Source organism: Stenotrophomonas maltophilia (assembly GCF_023518235.1).
GTDB lineage: Bacteria > Pseudomonadota > Gammaproteobacteria > Xanthomonadales > Xanthomonadaceae > Stenotrophomonas.
In genome coordinates, this window is the sequence record NZ_CP090423.1 from 891673 (window position 1) to 910544 (window position 18872).

Consider the following 18872-nt stretch of genomic DNA (forward strand, 5'->3'; position numbering starts at 1 on the left):
CTCAGCCTTCCCGCCCTGGCGCCAGGCTGGGCCGGTGACCCGGCCGCGCCATCAGCAGGTGCGAGACCCCGATCGAGCGCTCCAGGAAGCCCCCCTCGCAGTACGCCAGGTAGAACTCCCACAGGCGGCAGAACCGCTCATCGAACCCCTGCGCGTGCACCGCCGCCCGCTGGGCCAGGAAGCGCCGGCGCCAGGCGCGCAGGGTCAGCGCATAGGAATGGCCGAAGTCCTGCTGGGCGATCAGCTGCAGATCGCTGGAGCGGGTCTTGGCGGCCATGATCGCGTTGATCGAAGGAATGAAGCTGCCTGGAAACACGTAGCGCTTGATGTAGTCCACGCTGCGCCGCGCCTGTTCGTAGCGGTGGTCTTCGATGGTGATCGCCTGCAGCAGCGCAAGGCCATCGGGCTTCAGCAGCCGCTGCAGGGTGGCCATGTAGGTGTCCAGATACTCCGCGCCAATGGCCTCGATCATCTCAATGGACACCAGCTTGTCGAATTGTCCCTCCAGGTCACGGTAGTCCTGCATCAACAGCGTGATGCGGTCCTGCAGGCCAGCGGCGTGCACGCGCTCGGTGGCCAACGCGTGCTGCTCGGCCGAAAGCGTGGTGGTGGTGACATGGCAGCCATGATGGCGGGCGGCATGTAGGGCGAAACCGCCCCAGCCGGTGCCGATCTCGATCACCCGGTCCCCGGGCCCCAGCTGCAACTGCCGGCAGACCTGTTCCAGTTTGCGCTGCGAGGCCGCCTCCAGCGATTCGGATTCACTGGCGAACAGGGCCGAGGAGTACATCAGGTCCGGCGACAGGAACAGACTGAAGAAGTCATTGCCCAGGTCGTAGTGTGCGGCGATGTTGCGGCGGCTTCCTTCGCGGCTGTTGCGGCGCAACCGGCCCCATCCGCGAAGCAGCCAGCCGCCGATACGGGCCGGGCCGTGCTCCATGCCGTCCAGCAGGTCGCGGTTGCGCACCAGCAGCTGCACCAGCCCGACCAGGTCATCGCACTGCCATTCGCCCAGGATGTAGCTCTCGCCGGCGCCGACGCTGCCCTGCGCGGCCACCCTGCGGAAGAAGGTCGGATCGTCGATGTGCAGCGTGACCCGCAGCGCGGCGTCCGTTTCCCCCAGCCAGACCTCGCCCAGCGCATCGCGTACACACAGGCATCCACCACGCATCGGTGCCAGTTGTGCCAGCAGTCGCCGGCGCAGGAAGCTATCCAGGGCGCCAGGCCGGGGCAGGGCCACGGCGGGGGTTACGTCGTTCATCGTGGCTTCTCGGCAAGGGAAGGGTGGTCGTGTACCGGGTTGCGCTTGAACCACAGGCGCAGGGCCTGCCAATGGATGGCCGCCACCACCTGCACGGTCATCAACGGATAGCAGGCCAGTACGCGCGCCAGGCCGCGCCCGTCCAGTGGGCGCCGCCGCAGGGTCTGGGTCGCGTCGAACTGGCGCACGCCGTGTTGCAGCACCTGCATGTGCACGCGCAGATCCTGCCCGGGCATGCTGAAGCGCCAGTCGTAACGGCAGTCCATGGCCATGAACGGCGAGACATGGAAGCCCTTGTCGAACTGCCAGCGCAGCGAAGCGCCTTCGCGGCTGGCGGTCGCCGCCGGCAGGACGTAGGCGTGGCGCTCCTTCCATGGGGTGTTGGTGATCTCGGCAACGATGCACTCCAGCGTGCTGCCGTCGGCGGCATAGCAGTAGTAGAAGCTGACCGGATTGAAGACGTGCCCGCCATAACGCAGATGGGTCAGCAGGCGCACCGGCCCAGCCGGGCGATGGCCGAGGGTGGCTGCGGCATGATCACGAATCGCATCGGCCAACGGCCTGGCCGCATCGCCGAAGTAGTCGCTGCGGCGGAACTCGGCCAGGTTGCGGCGGTTCACCGACCACAACCAGCGGCCGGCGAACACCGACTCCAGCTCGTCCAGGTCGAGCAGCAGCTGCGCGATCGGGTAACGGAACTGATGGGGGTGCGGCTGGTGCCGGCGATGCACCACCTGGCCGAAGTAGAGGGCACTGGCGCTCACGCAGCCACCTCTCCCGGTACCGGCACCGGACGTTGCTGCATCTGACCGCGCAACGCATCCACCACCTGGCGCGCACTGCGGATGCCATCCTCGTGGAAGCCCCAGCCCCAGTAGGCCCCGGCGAACCACGTATGGCGCCGTCCCTGCAGCTCGACCCAGCGCTGCTGCGCGCGCACCGCAGCGTGGTCGTGTACCGGGTGGGCGTAGTGCAGAGTGCGCAGCACCTTGTCCGGGTCGATGGCCTGGCTGCGGTTGAGCGTGACCACCAGCGGCGTGCGCCCCGGCAGGCCCTGTAGCAGGTTCATGCAATAGCTGACGGTACAGGCCCCAGCGGCGTCGCGCGGCACATGGGCGTTCCAGGCGGCCCAGGCCTTGCGGTTGCGCGGCAGCAACGAGGCGTCGGTATGCAGCACCACCTCGTTGGCCTGGTAGCGGATGGCGCCCAGTACCTCGCGCTCGGCGGTGTCGGCATCGGTCAACAGCGCCAGCGCCTGGTCGCTGTGGCAGGCCAGGATCACCTCGTCGAAGTCCTCCAGGCCGGCAGCGCTGCGCACCCGCACCCCGTGCGCCATGCGCTCGATGGAATGGACCGGGCAATTCAGCCGTTCATGCACCCGCCAGCGCTGGCGCAACGCATCGACATACCGCGCGGAGCCGCCACTGACCACCCGCCACGGCGAGCGGCCGCGAATCTGCAGCATCTGGTGATTGGCCATGAACTGGGCCAGGTAGCGGGCGGGAAACGCCTCCACGGTCGCGCTGGGCGAGGACCACAGGGCCGATGCCATCGGCAGCAGGTGCTCTTCGACGAAGGCGTTGCCGTAACGCTGGCTGCGCAGGTACTGCCCCAGCGTCGGCCCTTCGGCCTCGGTCAGCAATCGTGGCGCATCACGATAGAACCGGCGCAGATCCGAGAGCATGCCCCAGAAGCGCGGCGAGACCAGGTTGCGGCGTTGGCAGAACAGACCGTCGAGCGAGGTGGCGTTGTACTCCACGCCACTGCGCTCGCTGTGCATCGAGAAGCTCATCGTGGTCGGCTGCGAGGCTACCCCCAGTTCGTCGAACAGTGCCGTCAGCAGCGGGTAATGCAGCGGGTTGAAGACGATGAAGCCGGTATCCACGGCCAGTTGGAGGCCATCGACTTCCACCTCGTGGGTATGGGTGTGGCCGCCCAGATGGTCGCCCGCCTCGAAAAGCGTGACCTCATGTTCTCCGTGCAGCCACCAGGCGCTGGCCAACCCTGCAATGCCCGATCCGACAATGGCAATGCGCATGTCAGTACCTCGCTTTGGCCAGCACCCAGGCCGGAATCGGCTTGAGTCCTTTCACAAGGCCCAGCAGCGCCATCACGCGCAGACCGTACCAGGTCAGGTCCACCTCCCACCAGCGGAACCCCTGGCGCACGGTGCCGGGGAAGAAGTGATGATTGTTGTGCCAGCCTTCGCCAAAGGTCAGCAACGCCAGCCAGAGATTGTTGCGGCTGTCGTCACGGGTTTCGAAACGGCGGCGACCGAAGCGATGTGCCAGTGAATTGATGGTGACGGTGGCATGGAACAGCACCACCGTTGAGATGAAGAAGCCCCACACCAGCAGTTGCGGTCCATCGGTGTGCAATGCCGGCGCCCAGCGCTGCAATGCTTCACCGGCGGCATAGAGGCTGGCCGCGAGCAGCACAGGTACCGCCGTATCGAAGCGGTCCAGCCAACGCAGCTCGGGAAAGACCGCCAGATCCGGTATCCGTGACAGATCGGTCGCGAAGGCGTCACGGGTCAGGAACCACCCCATGTGGCTGCGCCAGAAGCCTCCCTCGCGCGGCGAGTGCGGATCCAACGGCTGGTCGGCATGGCGGTGGTGGTGGCGATGGTGCGCGGCCCACCATAGCGGCCCGCGCTGCACGCTGGCGGCACCGATGGCCGCGAACAGGAACTGCACTCCACGCGAGGTCTGGAAGGTACGGTGGGAGAAGTAGCGGTGATAGAACGCGGTGATGGCAAACATGCGGACCGCGTAGAGTGCCGCGGCGACCATGACCGCCGTCCACGAAATGCCGACCCAGATCACCGCCAGGCAAGCCAGGTGCATCAGCGCGAACGGCACCGCACGCAGCCAGTCGATGCGCCCGCCGCACTCGACTGCAGCGTCGAGCGCACTGCCGGTGTCAAACCACCGTTGCAGTGTGCGCAACAGGCGATGGCGACGACGGGGTAGGGACTCGACAGCGGCCATCATGCGATCCGGGTTGGCGTATGCATCCTCTACGCAGCATCGGCGCGTTTGGATGCAGAACGTGTGGAATTCACCTCTCCGTAACAGCGCAGGTGGCGACCAGCGGCTGTGCCCATGCGCGCCGCCACTGCGCTTCGTCGCGTGGCTCCGGGGCGGTGGCAAAGCGCACCGCAACCTGCGGGTAGCGGCCCTGGCCGTCGCGCAGATTGCTGGTGCCGCGGAATTCCAGCAGGCGTCGATCGGCATCGGCATAGGTCAGTGCCAGCCGCGGTGCGACGCTTCCATACCACGCGTCCAGGCCCACCTCGAAGGACTGCGCGGCGATGTTCTTCCAGCGCACCGCGCCGCGGTGGACAACCTTGACCGGAAAGAAGCGCTGCCGACCCGGCACGAGGAAGGGCATGCGCAGCACCTCACCGCGCATCAACGCCTGCCAATGCAGGCGGATCGCGGCGTCGAACCCGGCATCGACCACCGCGCCCTCGGGCAGCGCGAGCTCGCCCGAGCGCGGCGTGGCGGACTGCGATTCCTTCCATGACACCTGCACCTTGGGGCCATCCACACGCACGCTCGCCTCCTGGCCGCTGCGCCGGTCCTGCAGCTGATAGCCGCGGGCCTGCACCACGTGGCTGGAGGGCAGCCGCTTGCGGGCGAAGGGGGCGCCCTCCGGACACAGATACTGTACCCAGCGTTCGGCACCTTCCTCGGTGCTTTGCATCCAGTGCACCTCACGATAGGCCGGCGTGCCATCGGCGAGGCTGGCCACCCCCTCGGTTCGCAGCATCGGGGCGGACCAGGCCATCTGGGGCAGGCACAGCAGGAGCCAGACAGTACGCATGCGCTTGCTTCCGGCGGGGATTGCAGAGCCTACGGCTGGTCCAGGCAGATGGATGCAGCGGCGGCCTGCATCCAGTTGCGCCCTTCTGCCGTAGAGGAAGCAAACCTTCACCCGCCCGCTGCGAACGCAGATGTACCCTGACGCCGCCCCCACCTCCCTTGACTTCGACACCGCCCGCATCGTGTCCAGTTCCCAGCAGCCGAATAACGAGCCGATGAACTGGACAGGCGACATGGAGGGTGTCGCGCGCCTGCGCGACCGCGACTGTTTCATGCGCATCTACGACCACTTCATGCCGCGGCTGTGCGTCTACCTGCGTGGCCTGGGCGCACCCGCTGCGGTGGCCGAGGAACTGGCCCAGGAATGCCTGCTGCGGCTGTGGCTGCGTGCGGCCGATTTCGACCCGGCGCAGGGCGCACTGAGTACCTGGCTGTACCGCATCGCGCGCAACCTGCACATCGATCGGGTGCGCCGTGAGCGCGGCTGGATGCAGGTGCAGGCGGCGGTGGATGAGGCCGCCAGCGCCGATCTGGTGGAGCGCAGCAGTGCAGAACAGTTCGCCGACCAGATGCGGCTTCGCCAGCGCATCAATGAACTGCCTGCCGTACAGGCGCGGCTGGTGCGCATGTCGTACTTCGAAGCCAAGAGCCATGCCGAGATCGTGCAGGCGCTGGGGATGCCGCTGGGCACGGTGAAATCGCACCTGCGGCGCGCATTCCTGCAGCTGCAGGCGAGGGTAGGGGGGGGCGCATGAGCCCGCGCCATCACCTGCACGAATCCACCCTGATGAGCTACGCCGCCGGCGCCTTGCCTGCGCCCTTGAGTGTGGTGGCAGGCGTCCATCTTGAGCAATGCCCACACTGCCGGCAGCGACTGCGTGAGGCCGAAGCCATCGGCGCGGCCCTGCTGGAACAGACCCAGCCGGTGACGCAGGAATCGCGGCATGCGCAGTTGCGCGGCGCCATGCTCGCGCAGCTGGACCTGGCCGGCGAGGCCGCCCCAGGCCGCGCGCCCTCCCCCCGTGGCCGCGTCGAGCCCGGCGCTGATCCCGATGCCTTGCCGGTATCGCTGCATCCGTATTTCGGCCGCTCGCTGCGCAGCCTGCCGTGGCGCTGGATGGCGCCGGGCGTACATTGCATCCGCGCCGAGCAGATGCCGTCGCTGATCATGCTGAAGATCGCCCCCGGCAAGTGCCTGCCGATGCACAGCCACGGCCGCTCGGAACTGACCCAGATTCTGCAGGGCTCCTACAACGATGCGCTGGGCCTGTTCACCCCGGGCGACATGGCCGATCTGGATGAGGACATCGAGCATCAACCGGTGACGGCTCCTGGTGTGCCCTGCATCTGCGTCTCTGCGCTGGATGCCCCGCTGGTGTTCAGTGGCTGGCTGGCGCGGAGAATCCAGCGCTTTGTGAAGCTGTAGGCGGGCGGGTGATGGGCGACGCAGGGCGAGTGCGGGTTCTGCTGGTCGGCGCAACAGGCCTGGTCGGGCAGGGCGTGGCGCTTGCGTGCCAGCGCTCTGCCGAGGTCGCTGCGCTGACGGCGCTGGTCAGGCGGCCGGGCGGTCTCAAGGGGGTCGGCAGTGAGCGGGTCGTGGCGGATTTCCTGCGCATCGATGCGCGGGTCGATGATCTGGCGGGGTTCGATGCCTGCTTCTATTGCGCCGGCGCCACGCCGATCGGGACGGGCGAAGATGAGTATCGGAGGGTGACCTTGGACACCACCGTTGCTGTTGCCCGCACTTGGGCCGATGCAAATCCCCAGGGCACTTTCCTGTACGTATCCGGTGCCGGTGCCAATCCGCGAAGCCGCTTGATGCCGTTGCGGGTCAAGGGCCAGGCCGAGGAGGCGCTACGCGCACTGCCGGTACGTACCGTCATGCTGCGTCCCGGAGGCGTGCGGCCCGTGCCAGGAACCGGCACCCGTCATGCTCTGCTGAAGCCCCTGTACTGGGGCGGTGCACCGTTGATGAAGCTGGCCGGGGCGCTCTCGCCATCGCTGGTCACCAGCAACCTCGCGCTGGGACGGGCGATGATCGCGCTGGCCGGCATGCAACGCCCACCGCAGGCGGTGGAATGCGATGAGATCAACCGGATCGCCGCCGGAAGGGGCGATCCGGCCGGCTGAACTCAGTGCGCCGCGCCGTCCAGTGCCCCCCTGACGGCCTGTGCGAGGTCGCTGCGGGTGAACGGCTTGGGCAGCAGGGCGGCCACGCGCCCCTGGCTGCCAACCGCATCATGGTCGCGCGGGTAGCCTGAAGTGAACAGGACGGCCACCTCCGGCCAGCGCTCACGCACTTCGCGCACAAGCTCCCAGCCTGACATGCCGGGCATGACCACGTCCGAGAACAGCAGGTCCACCCGGGTGTCCGGCCGTTCCAGCAGACGCAGTGCAGACGGCCCGTCATGCGCCTCCAGTACGCGGTAGCCCAGCAGCCGGAGCGCATCCACGGTGTGCGCGCGCACATCGTCGTTGTCCTCTGCCACCAGGATCGTTTCCTCGCGTGGCTCGTAGCCGGCCAGCCCGGGCAGCGCCGGCGTCGGCTCACTGGGAAGCGCCAGCGCCGAGCGCGGGAACATCATGGTGATGCTGGTGCCACCGCCTTCAACCGAGTCGATGAGGACGTGGCCGCCGGACTGCTTGACGAAGCCATGCACCATCGACAGGCCCAGCCCGGTGCCGCGGCCGACCTGCTTGGTGGTGAAGAACGGCTCGAACACGCGGGCCAGCGTATCGGCGTCCATGCCGTGGCCGTTGTCGCGCACCCGCAGCATCACGTACTCGCCGGGCAGTGCATCGGGGAACAGGGCGGCGTAATCGTGGTCGAGGTGGCTGTTGTCGACCTCGATCGTCAGTCGCCCGCCGTGCGGCATCGCGTCGCGGGCGTTGACCGCCAGGTTGAGCACGGAGGCTTCCAGCTGGCTGACATCGATCTCCACGCACCAGATATCGGCCGCTGCGCGGATCTCCAGCTGCACCAGCTCGCCGAGTGCACGTTGCAGCATGTCCTGCATGTCCATCAGGCGATCATTGAGGTTGGTGGCCTGGCTGTGCAGGGGCTGGCGCCGCGCGAATGCAAGCAGCCGCTGGGTGAGGCTGGCGGCGCGGCCAACCCCCTTCAGCGCGTTGTCCAGGGCGCGGCTGACCATGAGGCCGGGCTCGCCGGCGCGCTCGCTCAGCAGCATGGCGTGCTCGACGTTGCCGGAGATGACGGTCAGGATGTTGTTGAAATCGTGGGCGATGCCGCCGGTCAGCTGGCCCACAGCCTCGATCTTCTGTGACTGGCGCAGCGCGTGCTCGGCCTGCAGCCGGGCGGTGGTTTCCACCGCCTCGGATACCACGGCGGTGACCGCACCGTCGCCATCGAGCAGCGGGCGCAACGAAAAGTCGAAACTGCGCCGGCCGGTGGGCAGCTCCAGGTCGAGCGAATGCAACGAGCTGCGGCCCTGCGCGGCCTCGGCAACTGCACGGTCGAGCCTGGCGCCGACGTCGTCGGTGGTGGCGAACCACGGCGATTGCCCGAAACGCTGGCCAACCACTTCGTGCTTCTCGGCCAGGACGGAGGCCAGCGAAGCCACGTTGGCATCGACCACATGGCCGTCCAGGTCCAGCAGCACCTGGTGCTGGAAGCTGGATTCGAAGATCGCCTGCAGGCGCCGCTTGCTGCCGCGCAGCTCGGCCGTGCGCGCCTGTACCTGGCGCTCAAGCAGCTGGTTGTCCTCACGCAGTGCCAGTTCGGCCTGTTTCAGGCCCGAGACATCGCTGCCCAGGCAGATGTAGCCGACCACGTTGCCATCGGTGCCGCGCTGCGGCACGCAGTCCATCTGCACGAAGCGCGACTGGCCACTGCGATGCACCAGCTCAACCTGGAAGCGGGTGCGCTCACCCAGCAGCACGCGTTCCAGGCTGGGCAGGGCGTGTTCGAACGCGGAAATGCCGCTGACCTCGCGCGCCGTGCGGCCGAGCAGTTCAGCCAGGCTGATGCCGTGCCAGTCCAGGAAACTCTTGTTGGCGAACCGGTAGCGGTGTTCGTTGTCGAGCTGGGCGATCAGTGCCGGCACCGCGTCGGTGACCTGCTGCAGCTGAGCCTGGCTGTCATCCAGGGCCGCCTGCGCCTGCGCGAGCTGGTTGCGCTCACGGGCTTCCTGCTGGGTACGACGGATCGCATCGGGCAGGCGCTGCAGGCGCTGCTTGACCACGTAATCGCGCGCGCCTCGGGTCAGCGCCTGCACTGCCAGCTCTTCGGTCAGGGTGCCGGAGACAAAGATGAAAGGGGTCTGCGGCACCCGCTCACGAGCCAGTGCCAGGGCGGCATCGCCATCGAAGCCGGGCAACACGTGATCGGCCAGAATCACGTCGAAGGACCGGCTGTCGATTGCCTCGATGAAGGCGTTGCGCGTCCACAGCCGCTCGGCCTCGAACTCCAGGCCGGCACGCTGCAGCTGCGCGGAGATCAACTCCGCGTCAAGCGCACTGTCCTCCAGCATGAGGATACGCAGGCGCTCGCTGCGGCGTGATCCATCATGCATTGTGCTGCCCCGAGCCATTGGGACGATGCGGCGGTGGCTGGTTGGTGATGCCCCAGAACATGCCCAGGCCCTGGATGGCATCGAAGAATTCCTTGAAATCCACCGGCTTGACCACGAAGGCGTTCACGCCCAGTTCGTAACTGCGCACGAGATCCTGCTCTTCGCGGGAAGAAGTCAGCATGACGATGGGCGTGCTGCTCAGTTGCGGATCACCGCGGACCTGTTCCAGCACTTCCAGCCCGTTGATCTTGGGCAGTTTCAGATCCAGCAGGACCACCACCGGCCCGCCGTGGTTGGCACCGGCAAACTTGCCTTCGCAGCGCAGGTAGTCCAGCGCTTCGGCGCCGTCGCGTACATGGATGACATCGTTCAGCAGCTGACAGCGCGACAGCGCGGCCAGGGTCAGCTCGGCATCCTTGGGGCTGTCCTCGACCAGGAGGATCGGCCGCAGGTCCCTCATGGGTTATCTCCTGTGGAACGGGGTAGGGTGAAGTGGAGGGTGGCGCCCTTGCCGGGCTCGCCTTCGGCCCAGGTGCGGCCGCCATGGCGGCCGATGATGCGGCGCACGTTGGCCAGGCCGATGCCGGTGCCTTCGAATTCCTCGACGTGATGCAGGCGCTGGAATACCCCGAACAACTTGTCGACGTAGCGCATGTCGAAGCCGCAACCGTTGTCGCGCACGAAGAAGTGGTCTTCCTCGGCGTCACGCGCATGGCCGATCTCGATCAGCGTCGCGTCACGCTCGCGGGTGAACTTGATGGCATTGGCCAGCAGGTTCTGCCAGACCAGGCGGATCATCGTCGGGTCGGCCTCGACCTCGGGAAGCGGCGCGATCTGCCATTGCATCGCGCGGCCGGCATAGTCCAAGGCCAGGCTCTGGCGTACATCCTCGACCACCGCGGCCATGTCCAGGCGGACCCGGCCCAACGTCGAGCGGCCCATCTGCGAGAAGCTCAGCAGGTCATCCACCAGCGTGCCGGCCGACTTGGCCGATTCCACGATGGTGTCCAGGAAGCGGCGCTCGGTATCGTTGAGGCGCTCACCGGCCGAGCTGCCCAGCAGCTCCGAATAGCCCACGATGTGACGGAACGGGGCGCGCAGGTCGTGGCTGACCGAATAGGAGAAGGCTTCCAGCTCCTTGTTGCTGCGCAACAGCTGCTCGTTGAGCTCAGCCATTTCCTCGGCCTTGCGCAGCACGATGTCGACGATCGCAGTTCGCATCTCGTGCGCGGCGTCGCAGTCGGCATCGCTCCAGGGCAGGCTGCGCTGGTGCACGGTTTCCTTCCACGCATCGAACGAGTTGCGCGGTGACAGCGGCGTGCCAGGTGCAGCGGTCTTGCGCGGGTCTCCGCCCCAACGCACCGTGCGCACCACTTCGGGCCGGAACCACATCAGATAGCTGTCGTGCAGCTGCGAAATGGACACGGCCAGCACGCCACTGGCCACGTCGCTGAGTTCAGCTGCCGGGGCCCAGTCAGCGGCCAGGTGCTCGGTGCAGTAGGTTTCCTGGCCGGCCTGCTGGCTGGCCAGCCATGCGGCCAGCGCCAGCACATCGTTGGCAGCCGGGCACTGTCCCACGCGCAGGCACTGGCCCTTGTGCACGATGGCGGCACCGGCCGCACCGGTCAGCGACAGGAGGCTGGCCTCATCGTGACGCAGCGCCGCCATGAAGTCCTCATCGCCGGCCATGCGTGCGAGCAGCTTGACCAGCACCGAACGGCGCGCCACGCGCTCTTCGATCGCGCGCGCGCGCTCCTTCAGGGCGATCTGCAGTGACAGGATCTGGCCCATGAACTCGCAGGCGGTGCGCACGTGGTACGGCAGGCGCCGCGGCAGCACGGTGTGGCAGGACACCAGCCCCCACAGCTGGCCTTATGCACCAGCGAGACCGACATCGACGCGCCGGTGCCCATGTTGCGCATGTAGTGCAGATGTACCGGCGAAACGCTGCGCAGCACGGCCAGGCTCAGGTCGGTGGCGGGCGCGTCGCGATGGTGCTCGGCACGCATCAGGGGGGCGGGCGTGTAATTGTTGTCAGCAATCAGGCGTACGCGGTTGCGGCGATACAGCTCGCGGGCCTGGGCCGGGATGTCCGACTCGGGGAAGCGCAGGTCCAGATAGGACGGCAGCAGCCCGTTGCCATCCTCAGCCACCACCACGCCGTTCCAGCCGGGATCGAACTGATAGACCAGGGTGCGGTCGAAGCCGGTGAGCCGACGCATGTGCGCTGCGGCCAGCTGGCAGAGATCCTCCACCGTAGCGGCGGATTCAATGTCGGTCATCAGCTGGCGGATGGCGGGGTAGAGCTCCTCCAGCGAACCGGGCTGGCCGGCAACAGGCGCCTCCAGCTCCACCAGCAGGTCGGTGGCCGAGCGGTGGACCAGCAGTTGATGCCGGCCATGTCCATCCAGATGCACGGCACCGACATGCGCGCTGCTGCCGATGGCCGCTTGCTGGAACAACGCCGTGAAGGGGGCGAGCACGCCGCCCAGCACTTCATCGATGCGTTGTGTCAGCGGCTCACCATGCTGCTGCAGCAGTGAGGGCTGGCTGATCGCGCGCTCGTGCACGCGCAATGATTCCGGATCCACGACCAGCAGTACGCCGTAAGGCTGGATGGCGCCGGGCGTATGGATTGGTTCGCGCGCACAGCTGGTGAGCGGGGAATCGTGCGCGGGCTCGACAGATGACATCAAAGGCGGGGCTCTCGATTGAAAGGTCGCGCGCGGTGGATCTCAAGCGCAGCGTTGTTTGATGGTGAAGCAAAAGTCTCCATTGGCCTACTACTTCCTGCAGGTGGAAGGGCATTTCATTCGAAACTGAACTCTTCATCCACGCAGCGGCGTACGAACTGGAAGGCATCCGAGGCGCCGGCACAGGCCTGCGATTGCCCGGTACTGTCCAGTGCGACCGCATCGAGCCGCTCGCGTGCGCGCCTCCAGTATTCGGCGACGCCCAGTGGTGACGGCGCCAGGTGGCGCGCACCGTAGCGGCCGTGCAGGCCCAGCGCCGCTGCCGCCTTCAGCAGAACGGCGGCACCCAGCGTCGAGCCTTCAGCCACGTAATGCCAACCGAGCGCTGCGGCGGGGCTGGCAACGTGCAGCGATGGTCGCCAGCCATGCGCGGTGGGCGGTCGCGCGCCCAGATCAGCGAGGTCGTGCACTATCAACTGCAGGCGTCCCGCTGCGGCATCTGCGCTTCGGTCGAGGGAGGCAACCGCCTCGTGGAAGTGCCATTGGACACGCAGAAAGCAAAGATAGCGTTCGCGGGAGGCAAAGATACGCTGCTTCAGCAGGTGCTGGTCCAGGCGATCATGCACGTCGCGGGTATGCGTCTTGAGCACAACACTGAGAAGGGCCGCCAAGGGCGGTTGCGGGGGCGGGGTGGGAGTAGGCATTGCGGGGTACGGTAGCAGAGTCGGCCGTAGAGGCAGGTGCAGATTTCGCGGCCAGTGCATGTGCGCTGCACGCCGGCTCGACACCCGCTTTCCTACGCTGAACGCACACCCACCCGCCCTTACGCCCGTGAACCTGCACACCCTGCCATCTAGGCCGTACCGCCTGCTGCCCGACAGCTGCCAGTTTGAACTGCTGGACGTGGATGCGCTGCAGGACCCTGCCGGTGGCCGACTCCTGCATCTGTACTCCGTGGTTGCGCGCTGCCTGAGCTGCGAGACCGTGTTCAAGGCAGAAGAAGGGCAGGGTCTGGTCAGCCATTCCAGCGCACGCGTGGTGCGATGCCCGGGTGGTTGCGGCCAGCAGGCATTCAAGCCGGCGCTGCTGCGTGCCTGGTGCCCGCAGGTCCCGGTACTGGCATGACCCGCCTGCGAGGCGCTCACAGCACTCCGGGGTTGGCGCGCCACACCGCGAGGTTGAGTGTCGAGGCAAACGTGATCCAGCCCAGATAGGGCAGCAGCATTACCGCAGCAAGGGCGCGTATGCGCGCGAAGGCGATGAGGGTTGCGACCACCAGCATCACAAGCAGCAGAATGTCGACCAAGGCGAGCGCCCCCAGCCTCCAGCCGAAGAACAGCCAGCTCCAGAGCGCATTGACGCCGAGCTGCAGAAGATAGAGCGTCAGCGCAGGCCGGGTTGCTGCTGTGCCACGTTCGCGCCAGACCAGCCAGGCGGCAACCGCCATCATGGCGTAGAGCAGGGTCCAGACCGGGCCAAACAGGCTTGCAGGTGGTGCCCAGGCCGGCAGTGCGAGGGTGGCGTAGAAGCTGGCCGCCGAAGTGGACGCCCACGCCCCGAGCGCAGCGGCGGCAAAGGTGATCGTGAACCATCCGAGGGCGCCCAGCGCCTGCGTGCTCCACTTCATTCCGGCCCAGCTCCCCGTTGCACATGCCCCCCGTATACGTACTACGGGGGCAAATGGATGCAGTGCCCGTTTGATCAGTCTGAGGTGCCTGCGGCACCGGACTCCTCACTGGCAGGCAGCAGGCCGGGCTGTTGCTCGAACCACTCCCGAGCCTTGGCCAGATGCCAATGGCGCTGGCCGCCGTCCAGTTCAATGCCTGCGCCCAGCAGCCCCCAGCGCAGGTAGAGGTCGCCGCGCTTGCGTTGTTCCAGCAGGTCCAGTCTCGCGCGCACCGACAGCCGATCGTTCTCCGCCTGCAGGTTGTCGACCACCAGGTGGCCTGCACGCCAGCGCAGCCTGGCCTGTGCGTCGATCTGGCCGGAATCCAGCAGCGACAAGGTCCAGCGCGGATAATCGGTGCGCTGGGCAAACAGTGCCAGCAGGGGGCGTGCATCACTCAGGGTCAGATCGGTGGTGGCATCCACCTGGAATGGCGACTGTGCATCGATGCGACCGCGCTTGAAGGCAACGCGCCCCTGCCAGGCCGTGTCACGCGGCGTGCCGCTCACCTGCACATTGCGCAGCGCAACGGTGGTGCCGGACAGGTCGAAATGACGCTGGTTGAAGTCGCCGCGGCGAAGTGTTGCATTGACCTCAACGTCGCCGCCCATATCCAGCCCGGCAACCTTGGCCTGTGCCTTTTGCCCCAGAAGACGTGCGCTGCCATGGCCAACGCGGCCGTCGGTATCGAGGGTGGCATCGCCGCTGAGCACGCCGATACCGCTCAGCAGGCGCACCTGGGGCGAGCGAAGATAGCGGTTATAGGCGGCCAGATCGGGAATGTCGGCCTCGCTGAAGCGCAGACGTGCGCGTACACCCTTGCGCAGTTCCTGCAGGCGTCCATCGCCACTCAGGTCCAGCGCCAGGTCGCGGCCATCGAACAGTCGCACGTCCTTGGCGTCGCTCGGGCGTGCGCTGAAGCGTGGCAGGCGCACCGCGAGCAGCGCCTGGCTGGGTGTGCCGGCCTTCAATTCGCCATGTGCACTGGCCGTGCCGGCAAGACGAACGCCGGCGACCTCGGCCACCGCCTCAGCGGCAGGAATGTCCACCGTACTGCCTTCGATCAGCTCGCCATTGCGCAGGCGCAGATCGGCTTTCAGCGTGCCGCCGCCGTCCAGTTGCAGCCAGGGCTTGCGCACGAACAGGGCAGGGATCCAGTTGAGCGAAGTGAAGGCCCATTCGCCACGCACCGTGCCTGAGCTGCGCTCCAGCAGCTGGGAGGGCTGCTGGAACGGGATCTCGCGGCTGCGGATGTGCAGGTCCGCGTCGACTTCGGCGCCCGAGCCCGGTCGTGGCGGCAAGCGCGCCTGCAGGCGCAGATCGTCGGCCACATTCAGCTGGAGCGCGAGCACGCCGCGATCGGGCGCACCGTCACCCATCTGCAAGGGCACATGCCAGAGCGCATGGTCACCGGGCTGGAGTTGCCCGTTCGCAAGATGCAACTCGGCGCGCAGCCGGCCGGCCACTGGCGAGCTGGCAATCTTCGGCCGCAGCGCCTCGGTATCCATGCGCAGGCCCTGGCTGCGGGCATCGACGCTCAGCGCGGCGCGCAGCAGCTTCAGTTTGGCCAGGCCCGGCGCCTGGTCCCGATAGTGGCGCGGATAGCTGAAGCGCGCGGTCAGGTTCATGTCGCCCAGCAGTTGCACGCCATCGAAGCTGGTGTCGGCTTCCTTGAAGGTGACGGTGGAGTCGAGCAGTTCCGACGGGCCACCGCGCAGCTGCTTGACGAAACCGACCGTGCCCTGGCCCCGGCCGATGATCAGCAGTTTGCCAAAGCGGGCGCTGCGGATGCTGTCGCTGTGGATCGCGTCGAAGCGCAGCGTCCAGCCCTGGTCGCTGCGGGGAGGGGGAGGGATGGCGTCCTCGACCCGGCTGATCTCGGCTGAAACGCCGGTGGCCTGCAGCCGTGGTACCCGCACCTGGCGTTGGAACAGCGGCAGCACGGCCAGCCGGGCGCTGGCGCGCTCGGCGTGCAGCACGTACACCGTATGGTTCACATGCCCGCGCATATGCACGTTCCAGGCAATGACATGCCCGGGCAGCACAGTCATGGCCGGGCCCGTGGTCATCACGAACTTGTGGGGCTTGCGGTTGGTGACCTGATCGAACAGCGGTGTATTGAGAAACAGGTTGCCGGCCAGCAGATAGACGGCATAGACCACCAGCAGTGCGCGCAGCGCCACGCGTATCGGTCGGGGCCAGTGCCGGTAGCGCATCAGGATCAGGGTTTCACCTTCCAGGGCGGGAGAACGCCACTATTGCCGAGCCCGTGGCGGCGGGGCGTGAACGTTGGCGTGACCCGTCACGCAGACAGACGGCCACGGCGGACACGGCGAGCGTATCCGCCGCGGTGGCGCCGCTACTTCGGCATCAGCACCGAATCAATCACGTGGATCACGCCGTTGGACTGGGCGACGTCGGCAATGCTGACCGCGGCCTTTCCGCCCTTGGCATCGACAAGCCACAGCTTTCCGTCGTGCAGCGCAACGGTCAGCGGCTCGCCTTCGACGGTTTTCAGGGTGGCCTTGCCGCCATGCTTCCGGGCATCGGCCATCAACTGCATGGCGCTGTAATTGCCGGGCACCACGTGGTAAGTGAGGATCCGGGTGAGCTGGGCCTTGTTCTCAGGCTTCACCAGCGCATCCACCGTACCGGGCGGCAGCTTGTCGAAGGCCGCATTGGTGGGTGCGAAAACGGTGAAGGGGCCTGCACCATTCAGGGTGTCGACCAGGCCGGCGGCCTTCACGGCGGCCACCAGGGTGGTGTGGTCCTTGGAGTTGACCGCATTGGCGACGATGGTGCGGGTCGGATACATCTCCGCACCACCGACCATGACCGGGCCGGCCGCAAAGCTGACCGTCGCGGCGGAAGCAAATACGGCGAAACCTGCAGCAGTGGCAATACGCTGGAGAACGTTCACGGTACGTCCCTCGATTGGGCGCCCGCCAGGTGCGGGCACCTAAGCTACGTTGCCGGGCCGCAGATGGATGCAGCGCTTTGGGTGAGGGCTCAAGAATGTCGGTCTGCGGCCGCTAGCGGGAACGACCACAGGCGATGGAGTATCAATGGAATCGGCACATGCTCACGGAGACGTGCATGGGAAGGCGCAGGGGGCCGCGACGAAGGACTATCCCCATTACCTGAATACAACAACGCAATCCGAAGAGCGCGTCTACCTGCGCGTCAACCTGACCCTGTTGCGCAACGCACTGCGCGGTAACTCGCTTTGGGCGGACACGGCCTTCCAGCGCGATGACGAAACCTTCAAGGCGTGGAAGTACGACGGCGCCATGGCGACGATCCTTGAGGGCGCGCCGATCTACACCCCATGGTTGGGCAGCGAACACGGACGGGTGCGCATCGTCGATGGACGGCACCGGTTGTATGCGCTCATCGATCTGGGCTACTCGCACGTGCGGATCGTAACCGACCCCTGGCATGCCCCAGTCCTGGGCGCACTGGTCGATCCGGTCGACAGTGCAAAGGACCACAACGCGCAACCGTAGCGTCCGGCAGGTCATCGCTGCGCGAGGCTGCTCCCGACCGTCGGCTGACGCTACAATCGGCCGATTCATCAATGCGAACGGATTCCCAGGGGGAAGCAATGAAGAACGGAATTCTCGGTGGATCGCTGCTGCTGGTTACAGCGCTGGCCACGCCTTTTACCAGTTTCGCGCAGAGCGGCTCGCTCAAGAGCCAGGCCAAGGCGGCAGCCAAGGAGCTGCGCAGGGTGGGAGAGCCGATGGATCGCTGCAATCTGGCGGCCACCACCAATGACACGGCGGTAGTCACCAGTGTTTCCGGCGGCAACGTACTGCAGCCGGGCGACCGCCTGCTTGCCCTCAACGGCCAGGATTTGGCCGGCAAATCCAAGGATGCAGTGGGTGTCGTGCTCAGGGGCATCGGGCCCGACCTGACCGTACCGGTGGTGGTGGAACGCGCAGGCACCCGCACGGAGCTGTCGCTACCGTGTGGCAATGCCCGGTCGCGCATGGAGGCGGTGCTGAACGGCCTGGACGCCGCCGCGAGCGGTAATTACCAGGCGTGCGCCGATACGCTCAGTGCGCGCAAGGATCTGGGTGGCAGCATGGCCGTGCTGGCAGCGCAGTGTGGAGAGGCCGCCAAGGGCATCGGCCCGTCGCGGCAGGCCGAACTGATCCACGAAGCGCTGAAGCAGCGAATCGCCGAGGCCCAGTGGGAGCCGGACGCGCGCAGCAACATGATCGACGTCATGCGCAAGCAGCGGGTGCAGATCGAAAAGTACCTTGGCCAGGACCGTTACGCGGAGCTGGTGGCAGCAACCGCGCGTTGGCCGGGGGCGGAAACGCTCTACAAGCGCACCGAAATCGACCAGAGCCAGTTCCGCCGCATTGCCCAGGAAGCGGTGCGTGGCCGCCTGTTCGACCCGGAATCGGCCCGCATCGACATGCCCTATGGTTTCCTGCGCGGGAGCTGGAGGCCGCTGCTGCAGAAGGCCGTGGATGGTTACTGGACCTGCGGGACGGTGAACGCCAAGAACCGCATGGGCGGCTACGTCGGAACCAATGCGTTTGTCGTGGTTCTGGGTGAAGACGGCCAGGTGAAATATCTGGAGATGGGCAACAGCCGCGAACTGGACCTGGTGGGTACGGCGTGCGCCAAGGCCGTGGCCTCACTGCCGCCGGCACCGGCGGAAACCGCGACGCGCGCAGGCGGCGCCGGCAGCGCAGGCTCGCTTGCCGATGAACTGAAGCAGCTGGCCGAGTTGAAGGCCAGCGGCGCGCTCACCGAGGCCGAGTTCGAAGCCGCCAAGCAGCGCGTACTGTCCAACGGCAAGACCCCATGAATGGCCGCCGGTTCGCGCAGGAGACGCCGCCCGGCTGAACGCCGGGCGCATCCTGCCGGACTGGCGAT

Annotated in this window: 17 protein-coding genes and 1 pseudogene; 6 read left to right on the plus strand and 12 right to left on the minus strand. The window is 66.9% G+C overall.

Translation table 11 applies throughout. The features are described 5' to 3' along the window. Position 1 precedes the first annotated feature (1 nt). The 5 genes from LZ605_RS04355 to LZ605_RS04375 form a co-directional block, all read right to left on the minus strand. Positions 2 to 1261 (minus strand): SAM-dependent methyltransferase, encoded by a 1260-nt coding sequence (locus LZ605_RS04355; RefSeq protein ID WP_249843962.1) that lies wholly within the window; start codon positions 1259 to 1261, stop codon positions 2 to 4. Then, entirely contained in the window at positions 1258 to 2025 is a 768-nt protein-coding gene (locus LZ605_RS04360) for a DUF1365 domain-containing protein (RefSeq protein WP_249843963.1), read from the minus strand. Before LZ605_RS04360 ends, LZ605_RS04355 begins: the two co-directional genes overlap by 4 nt. Then, positions 2022 to 3299, minus strand: coding sequence for an NAD(P)/FAD-dependent oxidoreductase (locus LZ605_RS04365; RefSeq protein WP_249843964.1), 1278 nt, complete (start codon positions 3297 to 3299; stop codon positions 2022 to 2024). The genes LZ605_RS04360 and LZ605_RS04365 overlap by 4 nt, the downstream gene beginning before the upstream one ends. Before the next feature lies 1 nt (position 3300). Continuing rightward, on the minus strand, positions 3301 to 4251 hold the full coding sequence (locus LZ605_RS04370; protein ID WP_249843965.1) for an acyl-CoA desaturase: 951 nt from the start codon (positions 4249 to 4251) through the stop codon (positions 3301 to 3303). Between the two features lie 70 nt (positions 4252 to 4321). Continuing rightward, positions 4322 to 5089 (minus strand): hypothetical protein, encoded by a 768-nt coding sequence (locus LZ605_RS04375; protein WP_249843966.1) that lies wholly within the window; start codon positions 5087 to 5089, stop codon positions 4322 to 4324. A gap of 130 nt (positions 5090 to 5219) precedes the next feature. On the opposite strand from LZ605_RS04375, the gene LZ605_RS04380 reads away from it, so the two are divergent. Genes LZ605_RS04380 through LZ605_RS04390 form a run of 3 tightly spaced genes read left to right on the plus strand, consistent with a single transcriptional unit; the run spans position 5220 to position 7218 of the window. Further along, entirely contained in the window at positions 5220 to 5843 is a 624-nt protein-coding gene (locus tag LZ605_RS04380) for a sigma-70 family RNA polymerase sigma factor (protein WP_249843967.1), read from the plus strand. Then, entirely contained in the window at positions 5840 to 6514 is a 675-nt protein-coding gene (locus LZ605_RS04385; protein WP_249843968.1) for a ChrR family anti-sigma-E factor, read from the plus strand. The genes LZ605_RS04380 and LZ605_RS04385 overlap by 4 nt, the downstream gene beginning before the upstream one ends. A gap of 11 nt (positions 6515 to 6525) precedes the next feature. Continuing rightward, positions 6526 to 7218, plus strand: coding sequence for an NAD(P)H-binding protein (locus LZ605_RS04390; protein WP_249843969.1), 693 nt, complete (start codon positions 6526 to 6528; stop codon positions 7216 to 7218). Between the two features lie 2 nt (positions 7219 to 7220). Here LZ605_RS04390 and LZ605_RS04395 read toward each other — a convergent pair whose 3' ends face one another. From LZ605_RS04395 to LZ605_RS04415, 4 genes and pseudogenes are all read right to left on the minus strand, one after another. Beyond that, the gene (locus LZ605_RS04395; RefSeq protein ID WP_249843970.1) at positions 7221 to 9620 is read right to left on the minus strand and encodes a response regulator; all 2400 of its coding nucleotides are present in this window, start codon (positions 9618 to 9620) and stop codon (positions 7221 to 7223) included. Next, positions 9613 to 10080 (minus strand): response regulator, encoded by a 468-nt coding sequence (locus LZ605_RS04400; RefSeq protein ID WP_249843971.1) that lies wholly within the window; start codon positions 10078 to 10080, stop codon positions 9613 to 9615. Before LZ605_RS04400 ends, LZ605_RS04395 begins: the two co-directional genes overlap by 8 nt. Continuing rightward, positions 10077 to 12313, minus strand: a pseudogene (locus LZ605_RS23080) (ATP-binding protein). Before LZ605_RS23080 ends, LZ605_RS04400 begins: the two are co-directional and overlap by 4 nt. Before the next feature lie 116 nt (positions 12314 to 12429). Further along, positions 12430 to 12984, minus strand: a complete 555-nt coding sequence (locus tag LZ605_RS04415) for a biliverdin-producing heme oxygenase (RefSeq protein WP_249843974.1) — start codon at positions 12982 to 12984, stop codon at positions 12430 to 12432. Between the two features lie 160 nt (positions 12985 to 13144). Between LZ605_RS04415 and LZ605_RS04420 the strand changes: the two genes are divergently transcribed. Beyond that, positions 13145 to 13438, plus strand: coding sequence for a hypothetical protein (locus LZ605_RS04420; protein ID WP_249843975.1), 294 nt, complete (start codon positions 13145 to 13147; stop codon positions 13436 to 13438). Between the two features lie 16 nt (positions 13439 to 13454). Here LZ605_RS04420 and LZ605_RS04425 read toward each other — a convergent pair whose 3' ends face one another. From LZ605_RS04425 to LZ605_RS04435, 3 genes are all read right to left on the minus strand, one after another. After that, the gene (locus LZ605_RS04425; protein ID WP_249843976.1) at positions 13455 to 13940 is read right to left on the minus strand and encodes a TspO/MBR family protein; all 486 of its coding nucleotides are present in this window, start codon (positions 13938 to 13940) and stop codon (positions 13455 to 13457) included. 74 nt (positions 13941 to 14014) lie between these two features. Further along, positions 14015 to 16195: a hypothetical protein gene (locus tag LZ605_RS04430; RefSeq protein ID WP_249843977.1), complete on the minus strand. Its 2181-nt coding sequence runs from the start codon at positions 16193 to 16195 to the stop codon at positions 14015 to 14017. Positions 16196 to 16338: 143 nt separating this feature from the next. Continuing rightward, positions 16339 to 16899 (minus strand): fasciclin domain-containing protein, encoded by a 561-nt coding sequence (locus LZ605_RS04435; protein WP_409461442.1) that lies wholly within the window; start codon positions 16897 to 16899, stop codon positions 16339 to 16341. Positions 16900 to 17044: 145 nt separating this feature from the next. Between LZ605_RS04435 and LZ605_RS04440 the strand changes: the two genes are divergently transcribed. Together LZ605_RS04440 and LZ605_RS04445 are read left to right on the plus strand one after the other, a co-directional pair. Next, on the plus strand, positions 17045 to 17485 hold the full coding sequence (locus tag LZ605_RS04440) for a hypothetical protein (protein ID WP_249843978.1): 441 nt from the start codon (positions 17045 to 17047) through the stop codon (positions 17483 to 17485). 98 nt (positions 17486 to 17583) lie between these two features. Next, positions 17584 to 18804 carry an SHOCT domain-containing protein gene (locus LZ605_RS04445; protein WP_249843979.1) on the plus strand — a complete coding sequence of 407 codons (1221 nt, stop codon included), beginning with the start codon at positions 17584 to 17586 and terminating at the stop codon, positions 18802 to 18804. The last annotated feature ends 68 nt before the right edge of the window (positions 18805 to 18872 follow it).

Excerpts from the sequence above, each read along its gene's own strand:
- LZ605_RS04355 (WP_249843962.1), bottom strand. The coding sequence starts at position 1,261 with ATGAACGACGTAACCCCCGCCGTGGCCCTGCCCCGGCCTGGCGCCCTG.
- LZ605_RS04365 (WP_249843964.1), bottom strand. The coding sequence starts at position 3,299 with ATGCGCATTGCCATTGTCGGATCGGGCATTGCAGGGTTGGCCAGCGCC.
- LZ605_RS04370 (WP_249843965.1), bottom strand. The coding sequence starts at position 4,251 with ATGGCCGCTGTCGAGTCCCTACCCCGTCGTCGCCATCGCCTGTTGCGC.
- LZ605_RS04375 (WP_249843966.1), bottom strand. The coding sequence starts at position 5,089 with ATGCGTACTGTCTGGCTCCTGCTGTGCCTGCCCCAGATGGCCTGGTCC.
- LZ605_RS04380 (WP_249843967.1), top strand. The coding sequence starts at position 5,220 with ATGTACCCTGACGCCGCCCCCACCTCCCTTGACTTCGACACCGCCCGC.
- LZ605_RS04385 (WP_249843968.1), top strand. The coding sequence starts at position 5,840 with ATGAGCCCGCGCCATCACCTGCACGAATCCACCCTGATGAGCTACGCC.
- LZ605_RS04390 (WP_249843969.1), top strand. The coding sequence starts at position 6,526 with ATGGGCGACGCAGGGCGAGTGCGGGTTCTGCTGGTCGGCGCAACAGGC.
- LZ605_RS04395 (WP_249843970.1), bottom strand. The coding sequence starts at position 9,620 with ATGCATGATGGATCACGCCGCAGCGAGCGCCTGCGTATCCTCATGCTG.
- LZ605_RS04400 (WP_249843971.1), bottom strand. The coding sequence starts at position 10,080 with ATGAGGGACCTGCGGCCGATCCTCCTGGTCGAGGACAGCCCCAAGGAT.
- LZ605_RS04425 (WP_249843976.1), bottom strand. The coding sequence starts at position 13,940 with ATGAAGTGGAGCACGCAGGCGCTGGGCGCCCTCGGATGGTTCACGATC.
- LZ605_RS04430 (WP_249843977.1), bottom strand. The coding sequence starts at position 16,195 with ATGCGCTACCGGCACTGGCCCCGACCGATACGCGTGGCGCTGCGCGCA.
- LZ605_RS04440 (WP_249843978.1), top strand. The coding sequence starts at position 17,045 with ATGGAATCGGCACATGCTCACGGAGACGTGCATGGGAAGGCGCAGGGG.
- LZ605_RS04445 (WP_249843979.1), top strand. The coding sequence starts at position 17,584 with ATGAAGAACGGAATTCTCGGTGGATCGCTGCTGCTGGTTACAGCGCTG.